The organism is Promicromonospora sp. Marseille-Q5078 (genome assembly GCF_050315395.1).
Taxonomy (GTDB): domain Bacteria; phylum Actinomycetota; class Actinomycetes; order Actinomycetales; family Cellulomonadaceae; genus Isoptericola.
On record NZ_JBNPQG010000001.1, the window covers coordinates 3,195,330 to 3,212,971 of the forward strand.

The 17,642-nt window shown below is 76.0% G+C and carries 12 protein-coding genes and 1 pseudogene; 3 read left to right on the forward strand and 10 right to left on the reverse strand.

Annotated elements, in window-relative coordinates; genetic code table 11:
- Positions 1-60: 60 nt before the first annotated feature.
- Together ACQFYA_RS14885 and ACQFYA_RS14890 are read right to left on the reverse strand one after the other, a co-directional pair.
- The gene (locus tag ACQFYA_RS14885; protein ID WP_499125470.1) at positions 61-459 is read right to left on the reverse strand and encodes a hypothetical protein; all 399 of its coding nucleotides are present in this window, start codon (positions 457-459) and stop codon (positions 61-63) included.
- Complete coding sequence (locus ACQFYA_RS14890) at positions 456-2,138, reverse strand: polymorphic toxin-type HINT domain-containing protein (RefSeq protein WP_499125472.1); 1,683 nt, start codon at positions 2,136-2,138, stop codon at positions 456-458. The genes ACQFYA_RS14885 and ACQFYA_RS14890 overlap by 4 nt, the downstream gene beginning before the upstream one ends.
- 311 nt (positions 2,139-2,449) lie before the next feature.
- Here ACQFYA_RS14890 and ACQFYA_RS14895 point away from each other — a divergent pair, with 311 nt between their 5' ends.
- The gene (locus ACQFYA_RS14895; RefSeq protein WP_499125474.1) at positions 2,450-4,153 is read left to right on the forward strand and encodes a DHA2 family efflux MFS transporter permease subunit; all 1,704 of its coding nucleotides are present in this window, start codon (positions 2,450-2,452) and stop codon (positions 4,151-4,153) included.
- A 3-nt stretch (positions 4,154-4,156) separates the two neighbouring features.
- On the opposite strand, the gene ACQFYA_RS14900 is transcribed toward ACQFYA_RS14895, so the two are convergent.
- The 5 genes from ACQFYA_RS14900 to ACQFYA_RS14920 all read right to left on the reverse strand — a co-directional run bounded on the left by ACQFYA_RS14900 (position 4,157) and on the right by ACQFYA_RS14920 (position 9,903).
- Complete coding sequence (locus tag ACQFYA_RS14900; RefSeq protein WP_499127548.1) at positions 4,157-5,257, reverse strand: uroporphyrinogen-III synthase; 1,101 nt, start codon at positions 5,255-5,257, stop codon at positions 4,157-4,159.
- Between the two features lie 28 nt (positions 5,258-5,285).
- The gene (cobA, locus tag ACQFYA_RS14905; protein ID WP_499125476.1) at positions 5,286-6,098 is read right to left on the reverse strand and encodes a uroporphyrinogen-III C-methyltransferase; all 813 of its coding nucleotides are present in this window, start codon (positions 6,096-6,098) and stop codon (positions 5,286-5,288) included.
- Positions 6,095-6,532 carry a nitrite reductase small subunit NirD gene (gene nirD / locus ACQFYA_RS14910; protein ID WP_499125478.1) on the reverse strand — a complete coding sequence of 146 codons (438 nt, stop codon included), beginning with the start codon at positions 6,530-6,532 and terminating at the stop codon, positions 6,095-6,097. Before nirD ends, cobA begins: the two co-directional genes overlap by 4 nt.
- A complete protein-coding gene (gene nirB, locus ACQFYA_RS14915; RefSeq protein ID WP_499125480.1) occupies positions 6,529-9,231 on the reverse strand; it encodes a nitrite reductase large subunit NirB in 2,703 nt (900 codons plus the stop codon). The genes nirD and nirB overlap by 4 nt, the downstream gene beginning before the upstream one ends.
- Positions 9,232-9,405: 174 nt before the next feature.
- Complete coding sequence (locus ACQFYA_RS14920) at positions 9,406-9,903, reverse strand: P-loop nucleotide/nucleoside kinase family protein (protein WP_499125481.1); 498 nt, start codon at positions 9,901-9,903, stop codon at positions 9,406-9,408.
- Between ACQFYA_RS14920 and ACQFYA_RS14925 the strand changes: the two genes are divergently transcribed.
- The gene (locus ACQFYA_RS14925; protein WP_499125483.1) at positions 9,902-10,639 is read left to right on the forward strand and encodes a class I SAM-dependent methyltransferase; all 738 of its coding nucleotides are present in this window, start codon (positions 9,902-9,904) and stop codon (positions 10,637-10,639) included. The two genes, ACQFYA_RS14920 and ACQFYA_RS14925, sit on opposite strands and share 2 nt — an antisense overlap.
- Here ACQFYA_RS14925 and ACQFYA_RS14930 read toward each other — a convergent pair.
- From ACQFYA_RS14930 to ACQFYA_RS14940, 3 genes and pseudogenes are all read right to left on the reverse strand, one after another.
- On the reverse strand, positions 10,606-12,294 hold the full coding sequence (locus ACQFYA_RS14930) for an FAD-dependent oxidoreductase (protein ID WP_499125484.1): 1,689 nt from the start codon (positions 12,292-12,294) through the stop codon (positions 10,606-10,608). The two genes, ACQFYA_RS14925 and ACQFYA_RS14930, sit on opposite strands and share 34 nt — an antisense overlap.
- Positions 12,291-14,596, reverse strand: a pseudogene (locus ACQFYA_RS14935) (molybdopterin oxidoreductase family protein). The gene ACQFYA_RS14930 and the pseudogene ACQFYA_RS14935 overlap by 4 nt, the downstream one beginning before the upstream one ends.
- Entirely contained in the window at positions 14,593-15,942 is a 1,350-nt protein-coding gene (locus ACQFYA_RS14940; RefSeq protein ID WP_499125486.1) for an MFS transporter, read from the reverse strand. The pseudogene ACQFYA_RS14935 and the gene ACQFYA_RS14940 overlap by 4 nt, the downstream one beginning before the upstream one ends.
- A 361-nt stretch (positions 15,943-16,303) precedes the next feature.
- Here ACQFYA_RS14940 and ACQFYA_RS14945 point away from each other — a divergent pair, with 361 nt between their 5' ends.
- A complete protein-coding gene (locus ACQFYA_RS14945) occupies positions 16,304-17,641 on the forward strand; it encodes a molybdopterin molybdotransferase MoeA (RefSeq protein WP_499125487.1) in 1,338 nt (445 codons plus the stop codon).
- The last annotated feature ends 1 nt before the right edge of the window (position 17,642 follow it).

The window sequence follows — 17,642 nt, forward strand, 5'->3', positions numbered from 1 at the left end:
GGGCTGGCGTCGACACGGCGAGGATCGACGCTGGTCGTTCCTGCGCGCGCGGCCCGGTGGTCAGGACGGTGTCCCGGGCGTCGTGCCGTAGTAGGGCCGGACGACCCTGCCGAGCTTGCGCTGGATCGTGCGCAGGAGCCGGATCGTCTCGTCGTCGTCCATGCCGGTCGTGGTGCGCCAGTCCGTACCGGAGCCGACGAGGTCGCTGGCGAAGACGATCTCCACCGCGAGGAGGACCCGCGCCCAGTCCGCCGCCTCGAGGGGCGCGTCCTGCTTCAGGTCCGCACCGAGCGCGGCGCACCGCCGCACCAGCGTGGGAGCGTCGGCGAACCCCATCCCTCGCGCGAGAAGGTCGCTGGCGTGGGCAGGGCCACCCCACTCGAACAATGCTCGGGACAGGAGCGCGATCTCGTGCGGGTCGAGCAGACTGCTCGGGCGCTCGTCGTGCGGAGCCGTCATGTGAGGTTGTTCTCCCAGTAGTCGTCGATGGTGGTCGGATCGCGCCGGAACACGGTACCGACGTCCTCGTGCATCGGGTCGTGGATGACGATCGTCGAGCCGTCCTTGCCCTGGTACGCCCGACGAAGTCGAGACAGGTCCTTCGCTCGCGCAGGGTCCGACATGACGCTCGACGTGTGGCGGGTGAGATCGTCGACCGACATACCGGGGAAGTCGCCGGCGTGCTTCGACCCGGCGTGCCCTGCGGCGATGTCCGCCGCATCCGCGATCCGGTCGGCCTCGGGGATACCGCCGTGCCCGCCGGCGTTGTGGACCAGGACGGGCAGGTCGCCGGCGAGGACGTAGTAGTTGTGGTGGGTCTCGACGTGGATGTTGTAGACCGTGACCGCGTCGTCCGGGTCGCGGTGCTCGATGTCGATGCGGTCGAGGGTGACCGTCCCGGTGCCGGTGGTGTCGCTGGTGACGAGGATGTCGCCGGGCTGCAGGTCGCGGGCCAGGATCCAGCCCATGTTCGCGACCATGAACGGGTGCTCGTCGGTGGTCGTCACGACCTGTCCGCCGATGGTTAGGTGGAACAGCGTGGTCGTGGTGCGGACGAACGTCTCCATGACCAGCTGCAGCTCGTCATGGCCGGTGGCCAGGTTGTGGGCGTAGACCTTGTCCCCGGCGCGCAGGTCCTCGATCGGGCGGTCACCATCGGCCGTGCGGATCAGGGTGCCGGCGGTGAAGCAGGTGCCGAACCCGACCTTGCACCACGCCTTCTTCGCACCGGTCTTCATGCCCTGTTTGAACGCAGCCTTCGACAGGCCGGTCGCGGCCTTCGCCGCACCGCCCAGCCCGATCACCGACAGCGCGGCCCCGGCGATCGCGATCCCCGCCTCCGCCCACGACCGCTCCCCGGTCGCAGCCAGCGTGATGTTCGCCAACGCGGACACGATCGCGGCGACGGCGGCGACCACGATCAGCACCCCGGCCAGCGCGGTGCCGACCACCGGGATGAACGCGACCACGATCGCGAGCAGCCCCGCGATCGTGGAGATCATGTCCGCGATGTCCGCGATCGCGGCCACCACCTTGGAGCCCCAGTCGTCCCACCACGAGTCGTTCAGGTCATCCCCGGAAGTGATGTCCTCGATCCGGGACACCGCATCACCCGCGGCCCGGTCCCGGTCCGACACCGACGACTCGATGTCCGAGCGGGCGGCCGCGGCCTGCCCGTGCGCGTCGTCCGCGTTCCCCCCCGCGGCGTCGGCCTGCTGCTGGTACTCCCGCTGGGTCTCCGCGTCGGTCGCGCCGTCGGCCAGGTCCTGGAACCGGTCCCGCGACCCGGCCGCGGAGTCCGCCGCGTCCTTCGCCGCCCGCGCCCGCTCCAAAGCCGCCAACGTCTCGGACTGCACGCGCTCCAGGGTGTGCGCGTAGTCCACCAGCGCGTCCCCCGTGGCCCGATACCGGCTGTGCGCCCGCCGAATCTGCGAGACCGTGTCCTCCTTGGTCTCCATCAACGCGTCCACCGCCTGGGAGACCGTCCCCGCCACATCCAGACGCGACATCGCGCCCGCGGCGTCGTCGATCGACCCCGCGACCTCCAGGTAGTCCTGCCCGCCCGCGAGCACCAGCACCGGGTCCCCCGGCGTCGGGTCGGAGTCCAGCCCGACCGGCGACCAGTCCGCCGGCCTCACACCGGCCCCCGACCGCTCGCCCGGGAGGACGGCGCGGGCTGCCCCTCACCACTGATCCCGTCCGCCAGGTCCGAGTCGATATCCGTGAACGCCTGCGCCACCTGCCCTCACCCCCTCCGCCCGCAAGAGAGTAACCAGGCCCACCGTTGATGCACCACGGGGAGAACAACCCATCAGGCCTGGTCACGAACCTTCATGGTCGGCGGGTGCGCGGTGCTCCAGACGGTCCCCGCGCGCCCCGCCGACGGTTCTGACACGGTGTCACCTGGTCCGCGGTCGCGGAACCGGCTCGACCACGTGGAGGACGACGGATGGACCCCGAACAGGCGCACGACGGACCCGGCGGGCGAGGCGCCTTCGACGCCGGGCCGCGAGCAACCGCGGTCGCGCCGGAGAACCCCGATCGCTGGCGCGCGCTCGTCGTGCTGTCGGTGGCGCTGTCGATGGTGGTCATCGACGGCACGATCGTGGCGGTCGCGATCCCCGACATCGTCGCCGACCTCGGCCTGGGCCTGAGCGACGCGCAGTGGGTGAGCGCGTCGTACGCCGTGGTGCTCGCCGGGCTCCTGCTGGTGGCCGGGCGGCTCGGCGACCGGCTCGGGCGGCGTCGCCTGCTCGTGGCGGGCGTCGTGCTGTTCCTGCTCGGGTCGGTGCTGTCCGCCGCGGCGGGCGACGGCGGCGCGCTGATCGGCGGCCGCCTGGTGCAGGGCCTGGGCGCCGCGGCCATCCTGCCGTCGACGCTGTCCACCGTGAACGCGACGTTCCGGGGCAAGGACCGCGCCGCCGCGTTCGGGGTGTGGGGCGCCGTGATCTCCGGCGCCGCGGCGATCGGCCCGCTCGCCGGCGGGTGGCTGACGACGTCGTTCACCTGGCCCTGGATCTTCCTGGTCAACCTGCCGATCGGCGTCGCCGTCGTCGTGGGCGCGTACCTGTGGGTCCCGGAGACCCGCACACCGGTGACGGCACCCGGGCTGGACGTCGGCGGGCTGCTGCTGTCCGCGCTCGGGTTCGGCGCGCTGGTGTTCGGCCTCATCGAGGGCCAGACGCTGGGCTGGTGGACGCCGACGGCGGACCTCGACGTCCTCGGCGTGACGTGGCCCGCCTCGGCCCCGGTGTCCCCGGTGCCCGTCCTGCTCGCGCTGGGACTGGTCCTGCTGGTGCTGTTCGTGCTGTGGGAACGCCACCGGGCCAGGATCGGGCGCTCGGCCCTGCTCGACCTCTCGCTGTTCGGCATCCCCACGTTCCGGTGGGGCAACGTCGCGGCCACGGCCGTCGCGGTGGGCGAGTTCGGCATCATCTTCGTGCTGCCGCTGTTCCTCGTGAACGTGCTGGCCCTGTCGACCCTGGGAGCCGGTCTCGTGCTCGCGGCGATGGCGATCGGCGCGTTCGTCTCCGGGGCGTCGGCCCGGCACCTTGCCGCGCGGGTGGGCGCCCCGCTCGTCGTCGTGATCGGGCTCGTGCTCGAGGTCGTGGGCGTCGCCGCCGTCGCCCTGGTGGTGACCCCGACCGTCTCGCCGTGGCTGCTCGCCGGGGTCCTCGTCGTCTACGGCATCGGGCTCGGGCTCGCCTCGGCGCAGCTCACCAGCACGACGCTCGCGCACGTGCCGCCCGAGGAGTCCGGCCAGGGCTCGGCGACGCAGTCGACCGTGCGCCAGGTCGGGTCGGCGCTGGGTACGGCGCTCGTGGGGACGGCCCTGGCGGTCCTCCTGGCGTCCACCGTGCCGGCGGCGCTCGACGGCCAGGGGCTCCCGGAGGACCAGGTCACCCAGCTCGCCGACGCCACCAGCGGATCCGCCGGCAACGTGATCTCCGGCCTGCGCGCCGAGGGGACGGAGAGCGAGCTGGGCGACCAGGGGCCGGCGGTCGTCGAGGCGCTGTCGGAGGGGTTCGCCGACGCGACGCGCGGGTCGCTGCTCGTGGCCGGGGTGTTCCTGCTCCTCGGGCTCGCCGCGGCGACCGCCGTCGTCCGGGCCTCGCGGCGTCCCGAGGCCGCTGACGACGACCCGCAGGCCTGACACCTACGCCGGGTGCGCGAGCTCCAGCCGGTAGCCGCGCTTGACGACCGTCTTCACCAGGTCGCGCCGGCCGGTGGCGTCCCGCAGGCGCGCGACGGCGACCTCGACGGCGTGCGGGTCGCGTGAGCTGCCGGGCAGCACGTCGAGCACGCGGTCGCGCGGCACGACGTCGCCGCGCGCGGAGGCGAGCAGCCGCAGCACCTCGACGCCCGTGGGCGACAGGGGCAGCACCTGGGAGTCGAGGACGGCGACGCGCGCGCGGATGACGAGCGGCCCGGCCACGGTGGCGAGGGCCACGGACTCCAGGTGCTCGTAGTGCCCCACGAGGGAGCGCACGAGCGCGCCGAGCCGGCCGCGCTCGGGCTGCAGCGTCGGGACGCCGCGCGACTCCAGCGGGCGGGCCGTGACCGGGCCGACGGCGGCGGCCACCATCGACCCGTCCACGAACCGCGCCACGACCTCCTCGCGCAGGCCCTGCGCCTCCACGGCGCGCATCCAGGCCTCGGCGCCGGGTGCGGACGTGAACGCGACGGCGTCGATCTCCCCGGCCGCGGCGGCCCGGACGGACGCCTCGACGGCGGCCGGGTCGGGCGGCGGGCCCCACCGGTACACGACCAGCGCGGAGACCCGCGCCCCCGCCTTGTCGAAGACGACGTCCAGCCCGTCGGCGCCCGCCCCGTGGTGCTGGATGGCGACGTGCATCCCGCCGACACCCTCGCTCAGCAGCACCTCGGCGACCTCGGCCGATGTCTCCGACTCGGCGACCCAGTCGGCCTGCAGCCCCGCGGCCTGGATGGCGCCGCGCGCCTTGGGCCCGCGGGCCACGAGGCGCGCGCGGCCGAGGACGGCGAGCAGGTCGTCCGCGAGGCCGTGCGCGTCGGCGGCCTCGATCCAGGCGCGGAACCCGACGCCGGTGGTCGCGACGACGACGTCCGGCGGGTCGGTGACGAGGGCGCGCGTGGCGGCGATCAACGCGTCGTCGTCCACGTGCGGCACCATGCTCAGCGCGGGCGCGTGCCGGACGGCGGCCCCGCGGCGCTCCAGCGCCGCGGCCAGCTCCCCCGACCGGCGGTCGGCCGTGACGAGCACCGTGCAGCCCGCCATCACCTGGCCCAGCGCGGGCCTGGCACCCTCATGCACCGGCCCACCCCACGGCTCCTGCGTCACCAGCGACCTCCAGCAGCGTCGAGTCAGCCACGTCGCCGATCACGACCACGGCCGGCGCGCGGACCCCGACCTCCTCGGCACGCTTGGCGGCCAGGTCGAGGGCGACGCGCGTGACCCGCTGGTCGGGCAGCGAACCTCGCTCCACGATAGCGACGGGGGTGCTCGGTGCGGCACCGGCGTCCAGCAGGCGGGCCACGATCCCGGGCAGGGCCGCCACGCCCATGAGCACGACGAGCGTCGCCGCGCGGGACGTCACGCACGCGACGGACACGTCGTCGAGCACGTCGCGTCCGTCGCCGACGCCGTCGCGGGTGTGTCCCGCGACCACGTGGAACGCCGTCGTCGTGCCCCGGTGCGTGAGCGGCACGCCGGCCAGCGCGGGCGCGGCGAGCGCGGACGAGACCCCCGGCACCACCTCGACCGGCACGCCCGCGGCGCGGCAGGCCGCGACCTCCTCGCCGCCGCGGCCGAAGACGAACGGGTCGCCGCCCTTGAGCCGCACGACGTGCGCGCCGGCGAGCGCCCGCGCCACGATCAGCGCGTCGATCTCCTCCTGCGGCAGCGTGTGCCGGCCCGGCGTCTTGCCCACGTCGACCACCTCGACGCTGGGGTCCAGGTCGGCCAGCACCTCCCGCGGCACGAGCCGGTCGGTGACCACGACGTCGGCCGCGGCCAGCGCGCGCCACGCGCGATAGGTGAGCAGGTCGGCGGCGCCGGGCCCCGCCCCGACGAGGGTGACCCGCCCGGTCGTCGCGGCGCCGGGCGCGGGCGTCGTCATCCGATCCCCACGTGCACGACGCCGTCCGCGACGGCGACCGGGTACGACGCGAGGTCGCCCGACAGGCCCGCGCGCGGCTCCTTGCCCGCCGCGTCGAGGCAGCGGCCGGTGTGCAGCTCGAAGACCTGCTTGTAGACGGGCGACGCCACCGTGGGCGTGCCGCCGCGGGTGCCGACGATCCCGCGGGACATGACGTTCGCGCCCGAGTACGGGTCGAGCTGCTGCACCGCGCAGACCGTGCCGTCGAGCAGGCGGAACAGCGCCACCTGACGCTCCTCGCCGTCGGAGCCGGTCACCAGGGCGGCCGCGCCGCGCTCCGGGACCAGCGCGGCCAGCGCGCAGACGGCGCTCCAGCCGGGGCCGTCGACGGCGCGGGGGGCCGGGTCGGACGTCGGGTCGGTCGTCGGGTCGGTCGCGATCGGCAGCGTGGTCATGCGCGCACCTCCAGGGTGGGGCCGGCGACGAGGACCGGGCTGGTCTCGGCGGAGACGAGGTCGGGGTCGGACAGGCCGGCGACGACCTCGTCGGCCGTGGCGGGCCGCTTCTGCCCGCGCTCGGCCACGTAGGCGAGCGCCGGGTCGGCCGTCGTCGGGGCGTTGACGAAGGAGCCGAAGCGGGCGAGCTTCTCCGGGTCCTCGAGGACGGCCCTCCACTCGTCCTCGTACCCCTCGACGTGCCGGGCCATCGCGGCATCGAGGTCCGCGCCGATGCCGAGGGAGTCCTCGATCACGACCGCGCGGATCGCCTCCAGGCCGCCCTCGTACTCCTCCACCCAGGGGGCGGTCCGCTGCAGCCGGTCGGCGGTGCGGATGTACAGCATGAGGAAGCGGTCGATCGTGCGCAGCAGCTCGGCGGACGACAGGTTCTCCGCGAGGAGCTGCGCGTGCCGCGGCGTCTGGCCGCCGTTGCCGCCCACGTAGACGTTCCACCCCTGCTCGGTGGCGATGACGCCCACGTCCTTGCCACGCGCCTCGGCGCACTCGCGGGCGCAGCCGGAGACGCCGAGCTTGAGCTTGTGCGGCGAGCGCAGGCCGCGGTAGCGCAGCTCGAGCTCGACGGCCATGCCCACCGAGTCCTGCACGCCGTACCGGCACCAGGTGGACCCGACGCACGACTTCACGGTGCGCAGCGACTTGCCGTACGCGTGACCGGACTCGAAGCCCGCGTCCACGAGCCGCCGCCAGATCTCCGGGAGCTGGTCGACGCGGGCGCCGAACATGTCGATCCGCTGCCCGCCGGTGATCTTCGTGTAGAGGCCGAAGTCCTTCGCCACCTGCCCGACGACGATCAGCCCCTCGGGCGTCACCTCGCCGCCCGGCATGCGCGGGACGACGGAGTAGGTGCCGTCCTTCTGCATGTTGGCGAGCATGTGGTCGTTGGTGTCCTGCAGCGTGGCCTGCTCGCCCGCGAGGATGTGCCCGTTGCCGAGGCTCGCGAGGACCGACGCGACCACCGGCTTGCAGATGTCACAGCCCCGACCGGCGTCCGTGGCGCCGTCGGGCACCCGGCCGAAGCGGGCGATGATCTCGCTGAAGGTGTGCAGGTCGGCCACCCGCACGGCGTCGAAGAGCTGGGCCCGGGAGAGCTCGAAGTGCTCGCACAGAGCGTTGCTCACCTCGACGCCCGCCTTGGCGAGCTCGGTCTTCGTGAGCTTGGTGACCAGCGGCACGCAGGCCCCGCACGTCGTGCCGGCGCGGGTGCATGCCTTGACCCCGGCGACGTCGGTGCACTCGTGCCCCTCGAACGACCCGTTGACCGCGCCGCGGATCGTGCCCGCGGAGACGTTGTTGCAGGAGCACACGTTCGCGTCGTCGGGCAGCTCGAGGGTGGGCGCGCCGCCCGTGCCCTCCGGCAGCAGGAACGCGGACGGGTCGCCCGGCAGCTCCGCGCCGAGCATCGGCCGCAGCGACGCGTACGGCGTGGCGTCGCCGACGAAGACGCCGCCCAGCAGGGTGCGCGCGTCGTCGGCCATGACGAGCTTCTTGTAGACGCCGGCCAGCGGGTCGGCCCACACGATCTCGACGGACTTCTCGGTGCGGCCGTGCGCGTCGCCGAAGCTCGCGACGTCGACGCCCGACAGCTTGAGCTTCGTGGCCGTGTCCGCGCCCGGGAAGGTGGCGCCGCCGCCGAGCAGCCGGTCGGCCACGACCTCCGCCATCGTGTTGCCCGGCGCCACGAGGCCGAGGCAGCGGCCCTCGATGCACGCCACCTCGCCGATCGCCCACACGTGCTCGTCCGCGGTGCGGCAGGTCAGGTCGACGACGGCGCCACCGCGCCCGCCCACCTCGAGGCCGGCGCTGCGGGCCAGCTCGTCGCGGGGCCGCACGCCGGTGGCCATCACGACGACGTCCACGTCGAGGCGGCCGCCGTCGGCGAAGTCCATCCGCCCCACGTGCCCGGTGCGGCGGTGCGGGCGGATCCCCTTCGTCGCGGTGTCCGTGCGGACCGCGATGCCCTTGTCGTTGATGAGCCGCTTGAGCGCGTGCCCGCCGCCCAGGTCGATCTGCACGTCCATGAGGTGCGTGCCGAACTGGATCACCGTGGCCTGCGCCCCGAGCGCCTTGAGCGCGCCCGCGGCCTCCAGGCCGAGCAGGCCGCCGCCGACGACGGCGCCGCGCACCGGCCGCTCCACCACGCCGCCCCGCGTCTCGAGGCGCCCGGCCTCCCGCTTGGCCTCCACCCAGCCGCGCAGGGCCGCGACGTCGTCGATGGTGCGGTACACGAAGACGCCGGGCAGGTCGTTGCCCTCGATGGGCGGCATCGCGGCGCTCGATCCCGTGGCGAGCACCAGCTCGTCGTAGGGGTGCACGCGGCCGAGCCGGTCCGTGACGGTCCGCGCCGCGCGGTCGATCGAGGCGACGGCGCAGTCGCGGTGCAGCTCGACCAGAGGGTCGTCCCACAGCGCCGGGTCGCCGAGGGTGAGCTCCTCGGCGTCGCGCACCTCGAAGTAGCGGGTGAGGCCGACGCGGTCGTACGGCTTGCGCGGCTCCTCGGCGAAGACGGTCACGCGCCACGCGCCGTCGGTGTCGCGGGCCCGCAGGGCCTCGACGAAGCGCTGGGCGACCATGCCGCCGCCGACGACGACGACGTGGCGCCGGTCGACGCTGCCTGAGGTGGGGGGCTCGCTGCTCATGTCCCTGAACCTAGGAAGCCGGCGTGTCGCCACCGTCAGGCCGCGGTTACCTCACGGGAACATCTGCCTCACGCGCGAAACATCCCGCGCGAGAGGACCTCGCCTGCCCCCTTCGAGAACGGGATCCGTATCGCCATCCACCGGATGGCGATACGGATCCCGTGGTCGAAAGGGTTATCGGCCCGGGACGACCTCCAGCGGGCCCTCGTCGGGGGTCGGTGGCTCGAAGCCGTCGTGGTAGGCGGCCGCGACGTCGGGGGCGAGGACGACGTCGTGCGCGTGGGCGGCGCCGCGCGCCGCGACCCGGGCGAGCGCCACGCCGCGCGGGGTCTCGACGTACACCACCAGGGTCTCCGCGCCGTGGGCCGCGCCGAGCGCCCGGTACTCGTCGCGCGACGCCCGCAACCAGAAGGACGAGTCCACGACGACGTCACGGCCCTCGTCCAGCAGCTCCTCGACCCGGGCGCGCAGCGCGTCCGCCACCCGGCCGGCGACATCGTCGGGCAGCGGGTGAGCGGCGGCGTGCCCCGCCTCCCACGCGACCTCGTCCACCGACGCCACCGCGAACCCGGCCGCGGCGTACCGGCGCGCGCGCGTGGACTTGCCGGCCCCGGCGGGGCCGCACATGAGGACGAGGTTCGGCACGCTCGTGACGCTACCCTCGCTGTCCATGCCCGATCCCCGGCTCGATCCCCGCACGACGACGCACCCCCAGGTCCGCGCGGTCGGCCGGTGGCTCGGCCGCCTCAACGACCGGCACCCGTGGAACCACAACGACCGCCTCCACGGCTGGGTCCTGCGCCGCCTGCCCCGGCGGCGGCTGCGGGCCCTGGACGTCGGGTGCGGCACGGGCACGCTCGTGGACCGCCTGCGCCGGGAGGCCGTGGAGGTGGTGGGCCTCGACGTCGACGCGCCGATGGTGGAGGTGACGCGCGCCCGGTTCGCCGACGACCCGTCCGTCACCGTCCACCACGGGAGCTTCCTCGACCTCCCCGCCGACGGCTCGTCCGACGTCGTGACGATGGTCGCCTCGCTGCACCACATGGAGCTCGAGCCGGCGCTGCGGCACGCCGCCGGGGTGCTCGCACCGGGCGGGCGCCTGCTGGTGGTCGGGCTCGCGCGAATCGGCGCGCGGCGCGACCTCGCCCTCGCCCTCGTCTCGTCGGCCGCCAACCCCGTGGTGGGGATGGTCAAGCACCCGCGGCCCGTCGCCCAGGACACCTCCCCGGCCGACGACGGCACGGCCGACGACGGCACGGCCGACGACGCCCCGGCCGCCCCCGTGCGCGACGCCCGGGAGACGTACGGCGAGGTGCGCGCGACCGCCGCCCGCGTGCTGCCCGGGGCGCGCTTCCGGCGGCGGCTCTTCTTCCGCTACACGCTCGAGTGGACCTCCCCCGCCGCCTGACGGTCCGACTCCTGACGCGCCGCGCCGAGCCAGTCCACCAGCCCGCACACGGCGTCGCGGCAGCTGCCGCAGCCGGTGGTGGCGCGGGTGGCGCGCGCGACGTCGTCCGCGGTCGCGGCGCCGTCGGCCACGCACGCCGCGATGTCGTGCTTGGTGACGCCGTTGCACCGGCAGACGGTCGCGTCGTCGGGCATGTGCTCCGGGCTGGACGCCGCGGCCGCGGCGGGCGCCACGGGCGTGAGCAGCAGGAACGCCGGGTCGGCGGGAACCGGGGTGCGGCGCGTGTAGGCGGCGGTGAGGTCGGCCGCCACGCGCGCGTCGCCGACGCACGTGGCGCCCACCAGCACGCCGCCGGCCACCACGGCCTCGACGAAGCGGCCCGCCGCCAGGTCGCCGAGCCGGACGGCACGCTCCCCCGGGAGCGGCGTGCGCCGCGAGCCGCACCGGCCCATCGCCACCACGCTCAGCGGGCCCGCCTTGACCTTGACCACGTCGGTCCCGCGGGTGTCCACGCCGGCGGCCGGCCCGCCGGGCGCGCGGGAGGACAGCAGCGTGCCGAGACGCACCGCCATCGACGGGCCGGCTCCGTCGCCGGGGAGCCGCAGGTGCTCGCGCGGCCCCGCCGCGGCCGGCGGCGCCGGGCGGGGCCGTGCCGCGAGCGCGACCAGGGCCTCGGCGAGCCGGCGCGCCTGGTCCCAGCCCTCCGCGACGAGCCCGCGCGAGCCCTCCGGCGGCTGGGCGCAGTCCCCCACGGCGAACACGCGGGCGTCGGAGACGCTCGCCAGGTCGGGCCCGACGACGACGCCGCGCTCGACGGCGAGCCCCGCCCGCCGCGCCAGCGTCGTCTCCGGCGCGGTGCCGCACGCGAGCACGACCAGCCCGGCGCCGAAGGTCTCCCCCGGCTCCGCCGTGCCGGCCGACGTGTCGGCCGCCGTGCCCGCGAGCCGCACGCCCACCGCCCGGCCCCCGACGACGAGCACCTCTTGCGGCCGCACGCCGGTGCGCACGACGACGCCCGCCGCCTCCAGCCCGGCGCGCAGCACGGCACCCGCCTCGTCGTCGAGCTGGCGGTCCATGGGCGCGCCGGCGCCGTGCACGAGGGTCGTCGGCAGGCCGCGCCCGGCGAGGCCGAGGGCCACCTCCACGCCCAGCACCCCGCCGCCGACCACCACGGCGCGCGGGGCGTTCACGGTGGCGGCGACCACCTCCCGCGCGTCGTCGAGCGTGCGCAGGGCGTGCACCCCGGCGGGCAGCGCCCCGGGGTCGGTGCCGAGCCCGGGCACGTCGGGCAGGCGCGCGGCGGCGCCGGTGGCGAGGACGAGGTGGTCGTACGGGTGGCGGGCGCCGTCGTCGGCGAGGACCACGCGCGCGTCCCGGTCGACCGCCACGGCCGCCGTGCCGCGCAGCACGCGGGTGCGGCCGTCGTCGACGGCGGGCATGGAGATGGCGGCCACGTCGGTGCGCCCGGCGACGACGTCCGAGAGCAGGACCCGGTTGTACGGCTCGTAGGGCTCGGCGCCGAGCACGGTGACGTCGAGCGCGCCGTCGGTGTCGCGGCGGGAGAGCTCGTCGGCGAGGCGCGCGCCGACCATGCCGTTCCCGACGACGACCACCTGGCGCGGCACGCGGAGGACGCGCTGCGGTTCGAGGCTCATGCGGGGACCTCCTGGGTCCTGGGCTCGGCCTGCGGGGCCGGGCCGGCGGGCGCGGCTGCCGGCGTGACCGACACGGCGCAGACCTTGAACTCGGGCATCGCGGAGACGGGGTCGACGGCGTCGGTCGTGAGGCGGTTGACGCTGCCCGCGCCGCTCCAGTGGAACGGCATGAACACGGTGTCCGGGCGGACGGCGTCGGTCCAGCGGGCGACGGCCTCCACGACGCCGCGCGCGGACGCGAGGCGCGCCCGCGCTCCGTCCCCGACGCCGACGCGCATCCCGAGCAGCGGGTGCAGCTCGACGTACGGCTCGGGCACGAGGCGCTCCAGCTCGGGCACGCGGTGCGTCTGGGCACCGGACTGGTAGTGCTGCAGCACCCGCCCGGTCACGAGGTAGGTCGGCGCGTCGGGGCGCACGTCGTCGGACGGCCCGCCGTGGTCCACCGGGATCATGCGCGCGCGACCGTCCGGCGTCGCGAACCGGTCGAGGAACACGCGCGGTGTCCCGGGGTGCTCGCCCCGCGAGCTGTCAGAGCCACGCGCGGCCTTACCCTCACGTGACTCTGACAACTCGGCGGGGGCGGCCGGGCAGGGCCAGTACAGCCCGGCGCCGCCGGCGTCGTCGTGCGCGTCGAGGCGGGCGTGGCTGAGCCCGGAGTAGTCGGCGACGCCGCCGGCCGTAGCGCGCGCCAGCTCGTCGAACACGACGGCGGGGTCGGTCGGGAACGCGACGTCGGAGCCCAGCCGGCGGGCCAGCTCCGCCAGGATCCACAGCTCGGAGCGGGCCGCGCCGGGTGCGTCGGCCGCCTGGCGGCGGCGGATGACGCGCCCCTCGAGGTTCGTCATCGTGCCCTCCTCCTCGGCCCACTGGGTGGTGGGCAGCACGACGTCGGCGAGCAGCGCGGTCTCCGAGGGCACGACGTCGCACACCACGAGGAGGTCGAGGGCGGCGAGCCGCTCGCGCACCCGGTCGGCGTTCGGCGCCGACACGACGACGTTCGAGCCGTGCACGAGGAGCGCGCGCGGCCCGTCGTCGGTGCCGAGTGAGCTCAGCAGCGCGACGGCGGGCAGCCCCGGCCCGGGCAGGGTGTCCGGGTCCACGCCCCACACGCCCGCCACGTGCGCGCGGGCCGCGGGGTCGTCGATCCGGCGATAGCCCGGCAGCTGGTCGCACTTCTGCCCGTGCTCGCGGCCGCCCTGCCCGTTGCCCTGCCCGGTCAGGCAGCCGTACCCCGACCCCTCCCGCCCCACGAGGCCGAGGGCGAGCGCCAGGTTGATCGCCGCCGTCACGGTGGCCGTGCCCTGCGCGGACTGCTCGACGCCGCGACCGGTGAGCACGTAGGCGCCGCGCCCGCCGCGTGCGGGGGACGCCGCGGCCAGCAGCCGCGCCACCCGGCGCAGCTCCTCGGCCGGGACGCCGCACACCGTCTCCGCCCGCTCGGGCCACCAGGCCGCGACCGACCGGGCGACGTCGTCGAACCTGCCGGTCCGCGCGTCGAGGTACTCCCGGTCCACGAGTCGCTCCGCGAGCAGCACGTGCAGCAGGGCCAGCAGCACCACGAGGTCCGTGCCGGGCACGGGCTGCAGGTGCACGCCGCCGCCCTGGCCGTCGCGCCGTCCGGAGCCGGCCGAAGGGTCGGCCAGGCGCGCCGTCGCGGACCGTCGCGGGTCGACGACCACGAGCCCGCCGGCCGCGCGCGCCCCGCGAGGTGCTGCACGAACGGCGGCATCGTCTCGGCCACGTTCGAGCCCAGCAGCACGATCGCGTCCGCCCCGGCGAGGTCGGTCACCGGGAACGGCAGCCCGCGGTCGAGGCCGAACGCCCGGTTCCCCGCGGCCGCCGCGGACGACATGCAGAACCGGCCGTTGTAGTCGATGTTCGGCGTGCGCAGCACGGCCCGTGCGAACTTGCCGAGCGTGTAGGCCTTCTCGTTCGTCAGCCCGCCGCCGCCGAAGACGGCCACCGCCTGAGGGCCGTGCTCCGACGCCAGCGTCGCGAGCCGCCCGACGACGAGGTCCAGCGCAGCCCCCCACGAGGCCGGGGCGAGCTCGCCGTCGGCCCCGCGCACCAGGGGCGCCGTGAGCCGGTCGGGGGCGCGCAGCACGGAGGCGCTGGTCCAGCCCTTCTGGCACAGCCCGCCGCCGTTGGTCGGGAACTGCCGCGGCGTCACGGCCACGGACAGCGCGGCCCGGTCGCCCGGCGCGGCGGGGCCCGCGGGCGCGAGGTCCATGCCGCACTGCAACGCGCAGTACGGGCAGTGGGTCGCCACCCCGGGCCCGACGGCGGGCGGGGCCGTCGTCATACGCGCGCCGCCCGCATCGCCGTGCCGCGCCGCGCGTACACCGCCCAGGTGACCACGGCCATCACGGCGTACGCCCCGACGAAGACCCACAGCGCCGCCACCAGGGAGCCGGTCGCCGACGTCGAGATCGCGAAGCCCCGCGGGATGAGGAACCCGCCGAACGCCCCGACCGCGCCCGCGATGCCGATGCACCCGGCCGCCGCGCGGGCGGTGGCGACGGCGTCGCGCCCGGCCCCGGCGACCCGGAACGCCGCCGGGATCATCCGGTACACCGACCCGTTGCCCACGCCCGTCGCGACGAACAGGAGGAGGAACGAGGCGAAGAAGAGGCCGAACCGGTGGCTCCCGAGCGCGGAGATCGCGCCGACGGCGCCGACGATCATCACCGCGTAGCAGCAGACCGTGACGACGGCCCCGCCCACGCGGTCGGCGAGGATGCCGCCAAGCGGCCGGGCCACCGAACCCACGAGCGCGCCGAGGAACGCCAGCGACAGGGTCACCTCGGGGAACTGGCCGGCCAGCAGGGTGGGGAACGCGCCGGAGAACCCGATGAACGACCCGAACGTGCCGATGTACAGGAACGCGATGATCCACGTGTGCGGCTCGCGGACGGCCACGACGAACGAGCGCGGGTCCGCCTTCGCGGCCGACAGGTTGTCCATGAACCGCCAGGCGAGGAACGCCGCCAGCACGATGAAGGGCACGAAGACGAGGCCCGCCCGCTCCAGCGCGATCCCGGCGCCGGTGGCGATGACCAGCGGGACGACGAGCTGCACGACGGCGGTGCCGAGGTTGCCGCCCGCGGCGTTCCACCCCAGAGCCGCGCCCTTCTCCCGCTCCGGGAAGAAGAACGAGATGTTCGCCATCGACGACGCGAAGTTGCCGCCGCCGAAGCCCGCGAGCGCCGCCACGGCCAGCAGCACGCCGAACGACGTCTCGGGCCGCTGCACGACGAACGCCAGCGCGAGGGTGGGGATCAACAGCAGCGACGCCGAGACGACCGTCCAGGTGCGGCCGCCGAACACCGGCACGGCGAGCGTGTACGGGATCCGCAGGGTCGCGCCGACCAGCGACGGCACGGCGATGAGCCAGAACATCTGGTCGGTGGTGAGGGCGAAGCCGGCGGCGGGCAGCTGCGGCACCACGATCGACCACAGCGCCCACACGCAGAAGCCGAGGAACTCGGCGAACACGGAGAGCGCGAGGTTGCGCCGCGCGACGCTCCGGCCGCCGCCGGCCCAGAACGCCGGGTCCTCGGGCCGCCACTCGTCGATCCAGCGGCCGGGGCGGGCGTGCACGCCGGGGGCGGGTGCCGGGGGTGCGGGCGCCGTGGTCGGAGCAACCATCGCGTGTCCTCCTGTGCGCGAGCCCGACGCTCTCGTCGACGGTCGGGCGGTCGGTGCCGTCCGGCGGGCGCCGGGCGACGGTTCGATCCGCCGGCGCGTCGTCGGGCCGGTGCCCCGACGCTAGGAAGGGGTGTTTCCCCCTGGGGCGCGCACCGGTGAAAAGCGCGTGAGCACGAACGCACAGCCCGCGGGGCCGGGCTGTGAGCGAGGCCGTTCGCCCCGGCGCCCTCACCCCGGCCCCGGCCCGGCGGTGAGGCGCGCGCCGCACGGGCGACACGTCGTCGGCCTAGCGTGGCCCTGTGAGCACCCCGACGAGCATCCCGAGCGGCCCCGCGGCGGCACCCCGGGCGCACCGCGGAGCGTGGCCGAGCACGTCGCCGCCGTGCTGGCCCGGGTCGCGCCGCTGCCCGCGGAGGACGTCGCGCTCGCCGACCTCGCCGTCGAGCCGCCCGGGCGCACGCTCGGCGCCCAGGCGCGGGCCGTCGCCGAGGTCCCGCCGTTCGACGCCGCCGCGATGGACGGCTACGCGGTGCGCCTGGCGGACCTCCCCGCGGACGGCTCGGCGGTGGCCCTCCCCGTCGTGGGCGACCTCCGCCCCGGCTCCCCCATGCGCTGTGGGTACGAGAACGGTCAGAACTCGCGGCCGAATTCTGACCGTTCTCGTACCCACGGCGCGGCCGGGGGCGCGGTGCGGATCATGACGGGCGCGCCGGTGCCCGCCTGGGCGGACGCGGTGGTGCCGGTGGAGCGCACGTCCACCGGGCGGTTCGTCGCGGGCGGCCCGACGACGGAGCGCGAGGTCGTGCTCGCCCGCCAGCCCCGCGAGCACGTGCGCCGGCGCGGGGAGGACCTGCGGCCCGGCGACCTCCTCGGCCGCGAGGGCGACGCCGTGACGCCCGCGCTGGTCGCCGTGGCCGCGTCGGCCGGGCTGGCGACGCTGCCGGTACGACGCCGCCCGCGCGTGGCCGTCCTGTCCACGGGGTCCGAGCTCGTGCCGGCGGGGAACCGGGCCGCCGACGGCAGCATCCCCGACTCGAACTCGCTGCTGCTCGCCGCCCTCGCCCGCGCCGCGGGAGCCGACGTCGTGCGCGTCGGCGCCGTCCCCGACGACGCCGACGCCCTCCGCGCATCCCTCGACCGTGTTGTGGGCGGGGCGGGCGGGACTGGCGTGGACCTGGTCGTCACGACCGGCGGGGTGTCGGCGGGGGCGTCGGACGTCGTGCGGGCGGTGCTCGACGCCGACGACGCGCGGCTGGCCGGCGCCGACGTCGCCGCCGTCGCGCTGCGGCCCGGCCGTCCGCGGGCCCTGGCCCGCTGGCGGGGCGTGCCGTGGGTGGCGCTGCCCGGCAACCCGGTGAGCGCGTTCGTGTCGTTCGCGCTCTTCGTCCGCCCCGCCGTGGCGGTGCTCGCGGGGCGCGCGCCCGTCCGCCCGGTGCGTCGCGCGGCGGCCGAGGCGTGGCCCAGCCCGCCGGGACGGACGCACGTCGTGCCGGTGCGGACGCTGCCCTCGGGAGCCGTCGCACGGGCTTCGGCACCCGCCGACGACCGACAGGGCGCCGCGGGCGGGCACGCGACGTCCGCCCTGCTCGGCGCCGACGGGCTCGCCCTCGTGCCGCCGGACGTCGAGAAGGTCGAGGCCGGCGACGAGGTCGACGTCCTCCCGCTCGACCTGCCCTTCGGCGGCCCTGCGGGGGCGTGAC

Bases quoted from the DNA above. Each gene is read 5' to 3' on its own strand.
- ACQFYA_RS14885 (WP_499125470.1), bottom strand. From the start codon at position 459: ATGACGGCTCCGCACGACGAGCGCCCGAGCAGTCTGCTCGACCCGCAC.
- ACQFYA_RS14895 (WP_499125474.1), top strand. From the start codon at position 2,450: ATGGACCCCGAACAGGCGCACGACGGACCCGGCGGGCGAGGCGCCTTC.
- ACQFYA_RS14900 (WP_499127548.1), bottom strand. From the start codon at position 5,257: ATGGCGGGCTGCACGGTGCTCGTCACGGCCGACCGCCGGTCGGGGGAG.
- cobA (WP_499125476.1), bottom strand. From the start codon at position 6,098: ATGACGACGCCCGCGCCCGGCGCCGCGACGACCGGGCGGGTCACCCTC.
- nirD (WP_499125478.1), bottom strand. From the start codon at position 6,532: ATGACCACGCTGCCGATCGCGACCGACCCGACGACCGACCCGACGTCC.
- nirB (WP_499125480.1), bottom strand. From the start codon at position 9,231: ATGAGCAGCGAGCCCCCCACCTCAGGCAGCGTCGACCGGCGCCACGTC.
- ACQFYA_RS14925 (WP_499125483.1), top strand. From the start codon at position 9,902: ATGCCCGATCCCCGGCTCGATCCCCGCACGACGACGCACCCCCAGGTC.
- ACQFYA_RS14920 (WP_499125481.1), bottom strand. From the start codon at position 9,903: ATGGACAGCGAGGGTAGCGTCACGAGCGTGCCGAACCTCGTCCTCATG.
- ACQFYA_RS14930 (WP_499125484.1), bottom strand. From the start codon at position 12,294: ATGAGCCTCGAACCGCAGCGCGTCCTCCGCGTGCCGCGCCAGGTGGTC.
- ACQFYA_RS14940 (WP_499125486.1), bottom strand. From the start codon at position 15,942: ATGGTTGCTCCGACCACGGCGCCCGCACCCCCGGCACCCGCCCCCGGC.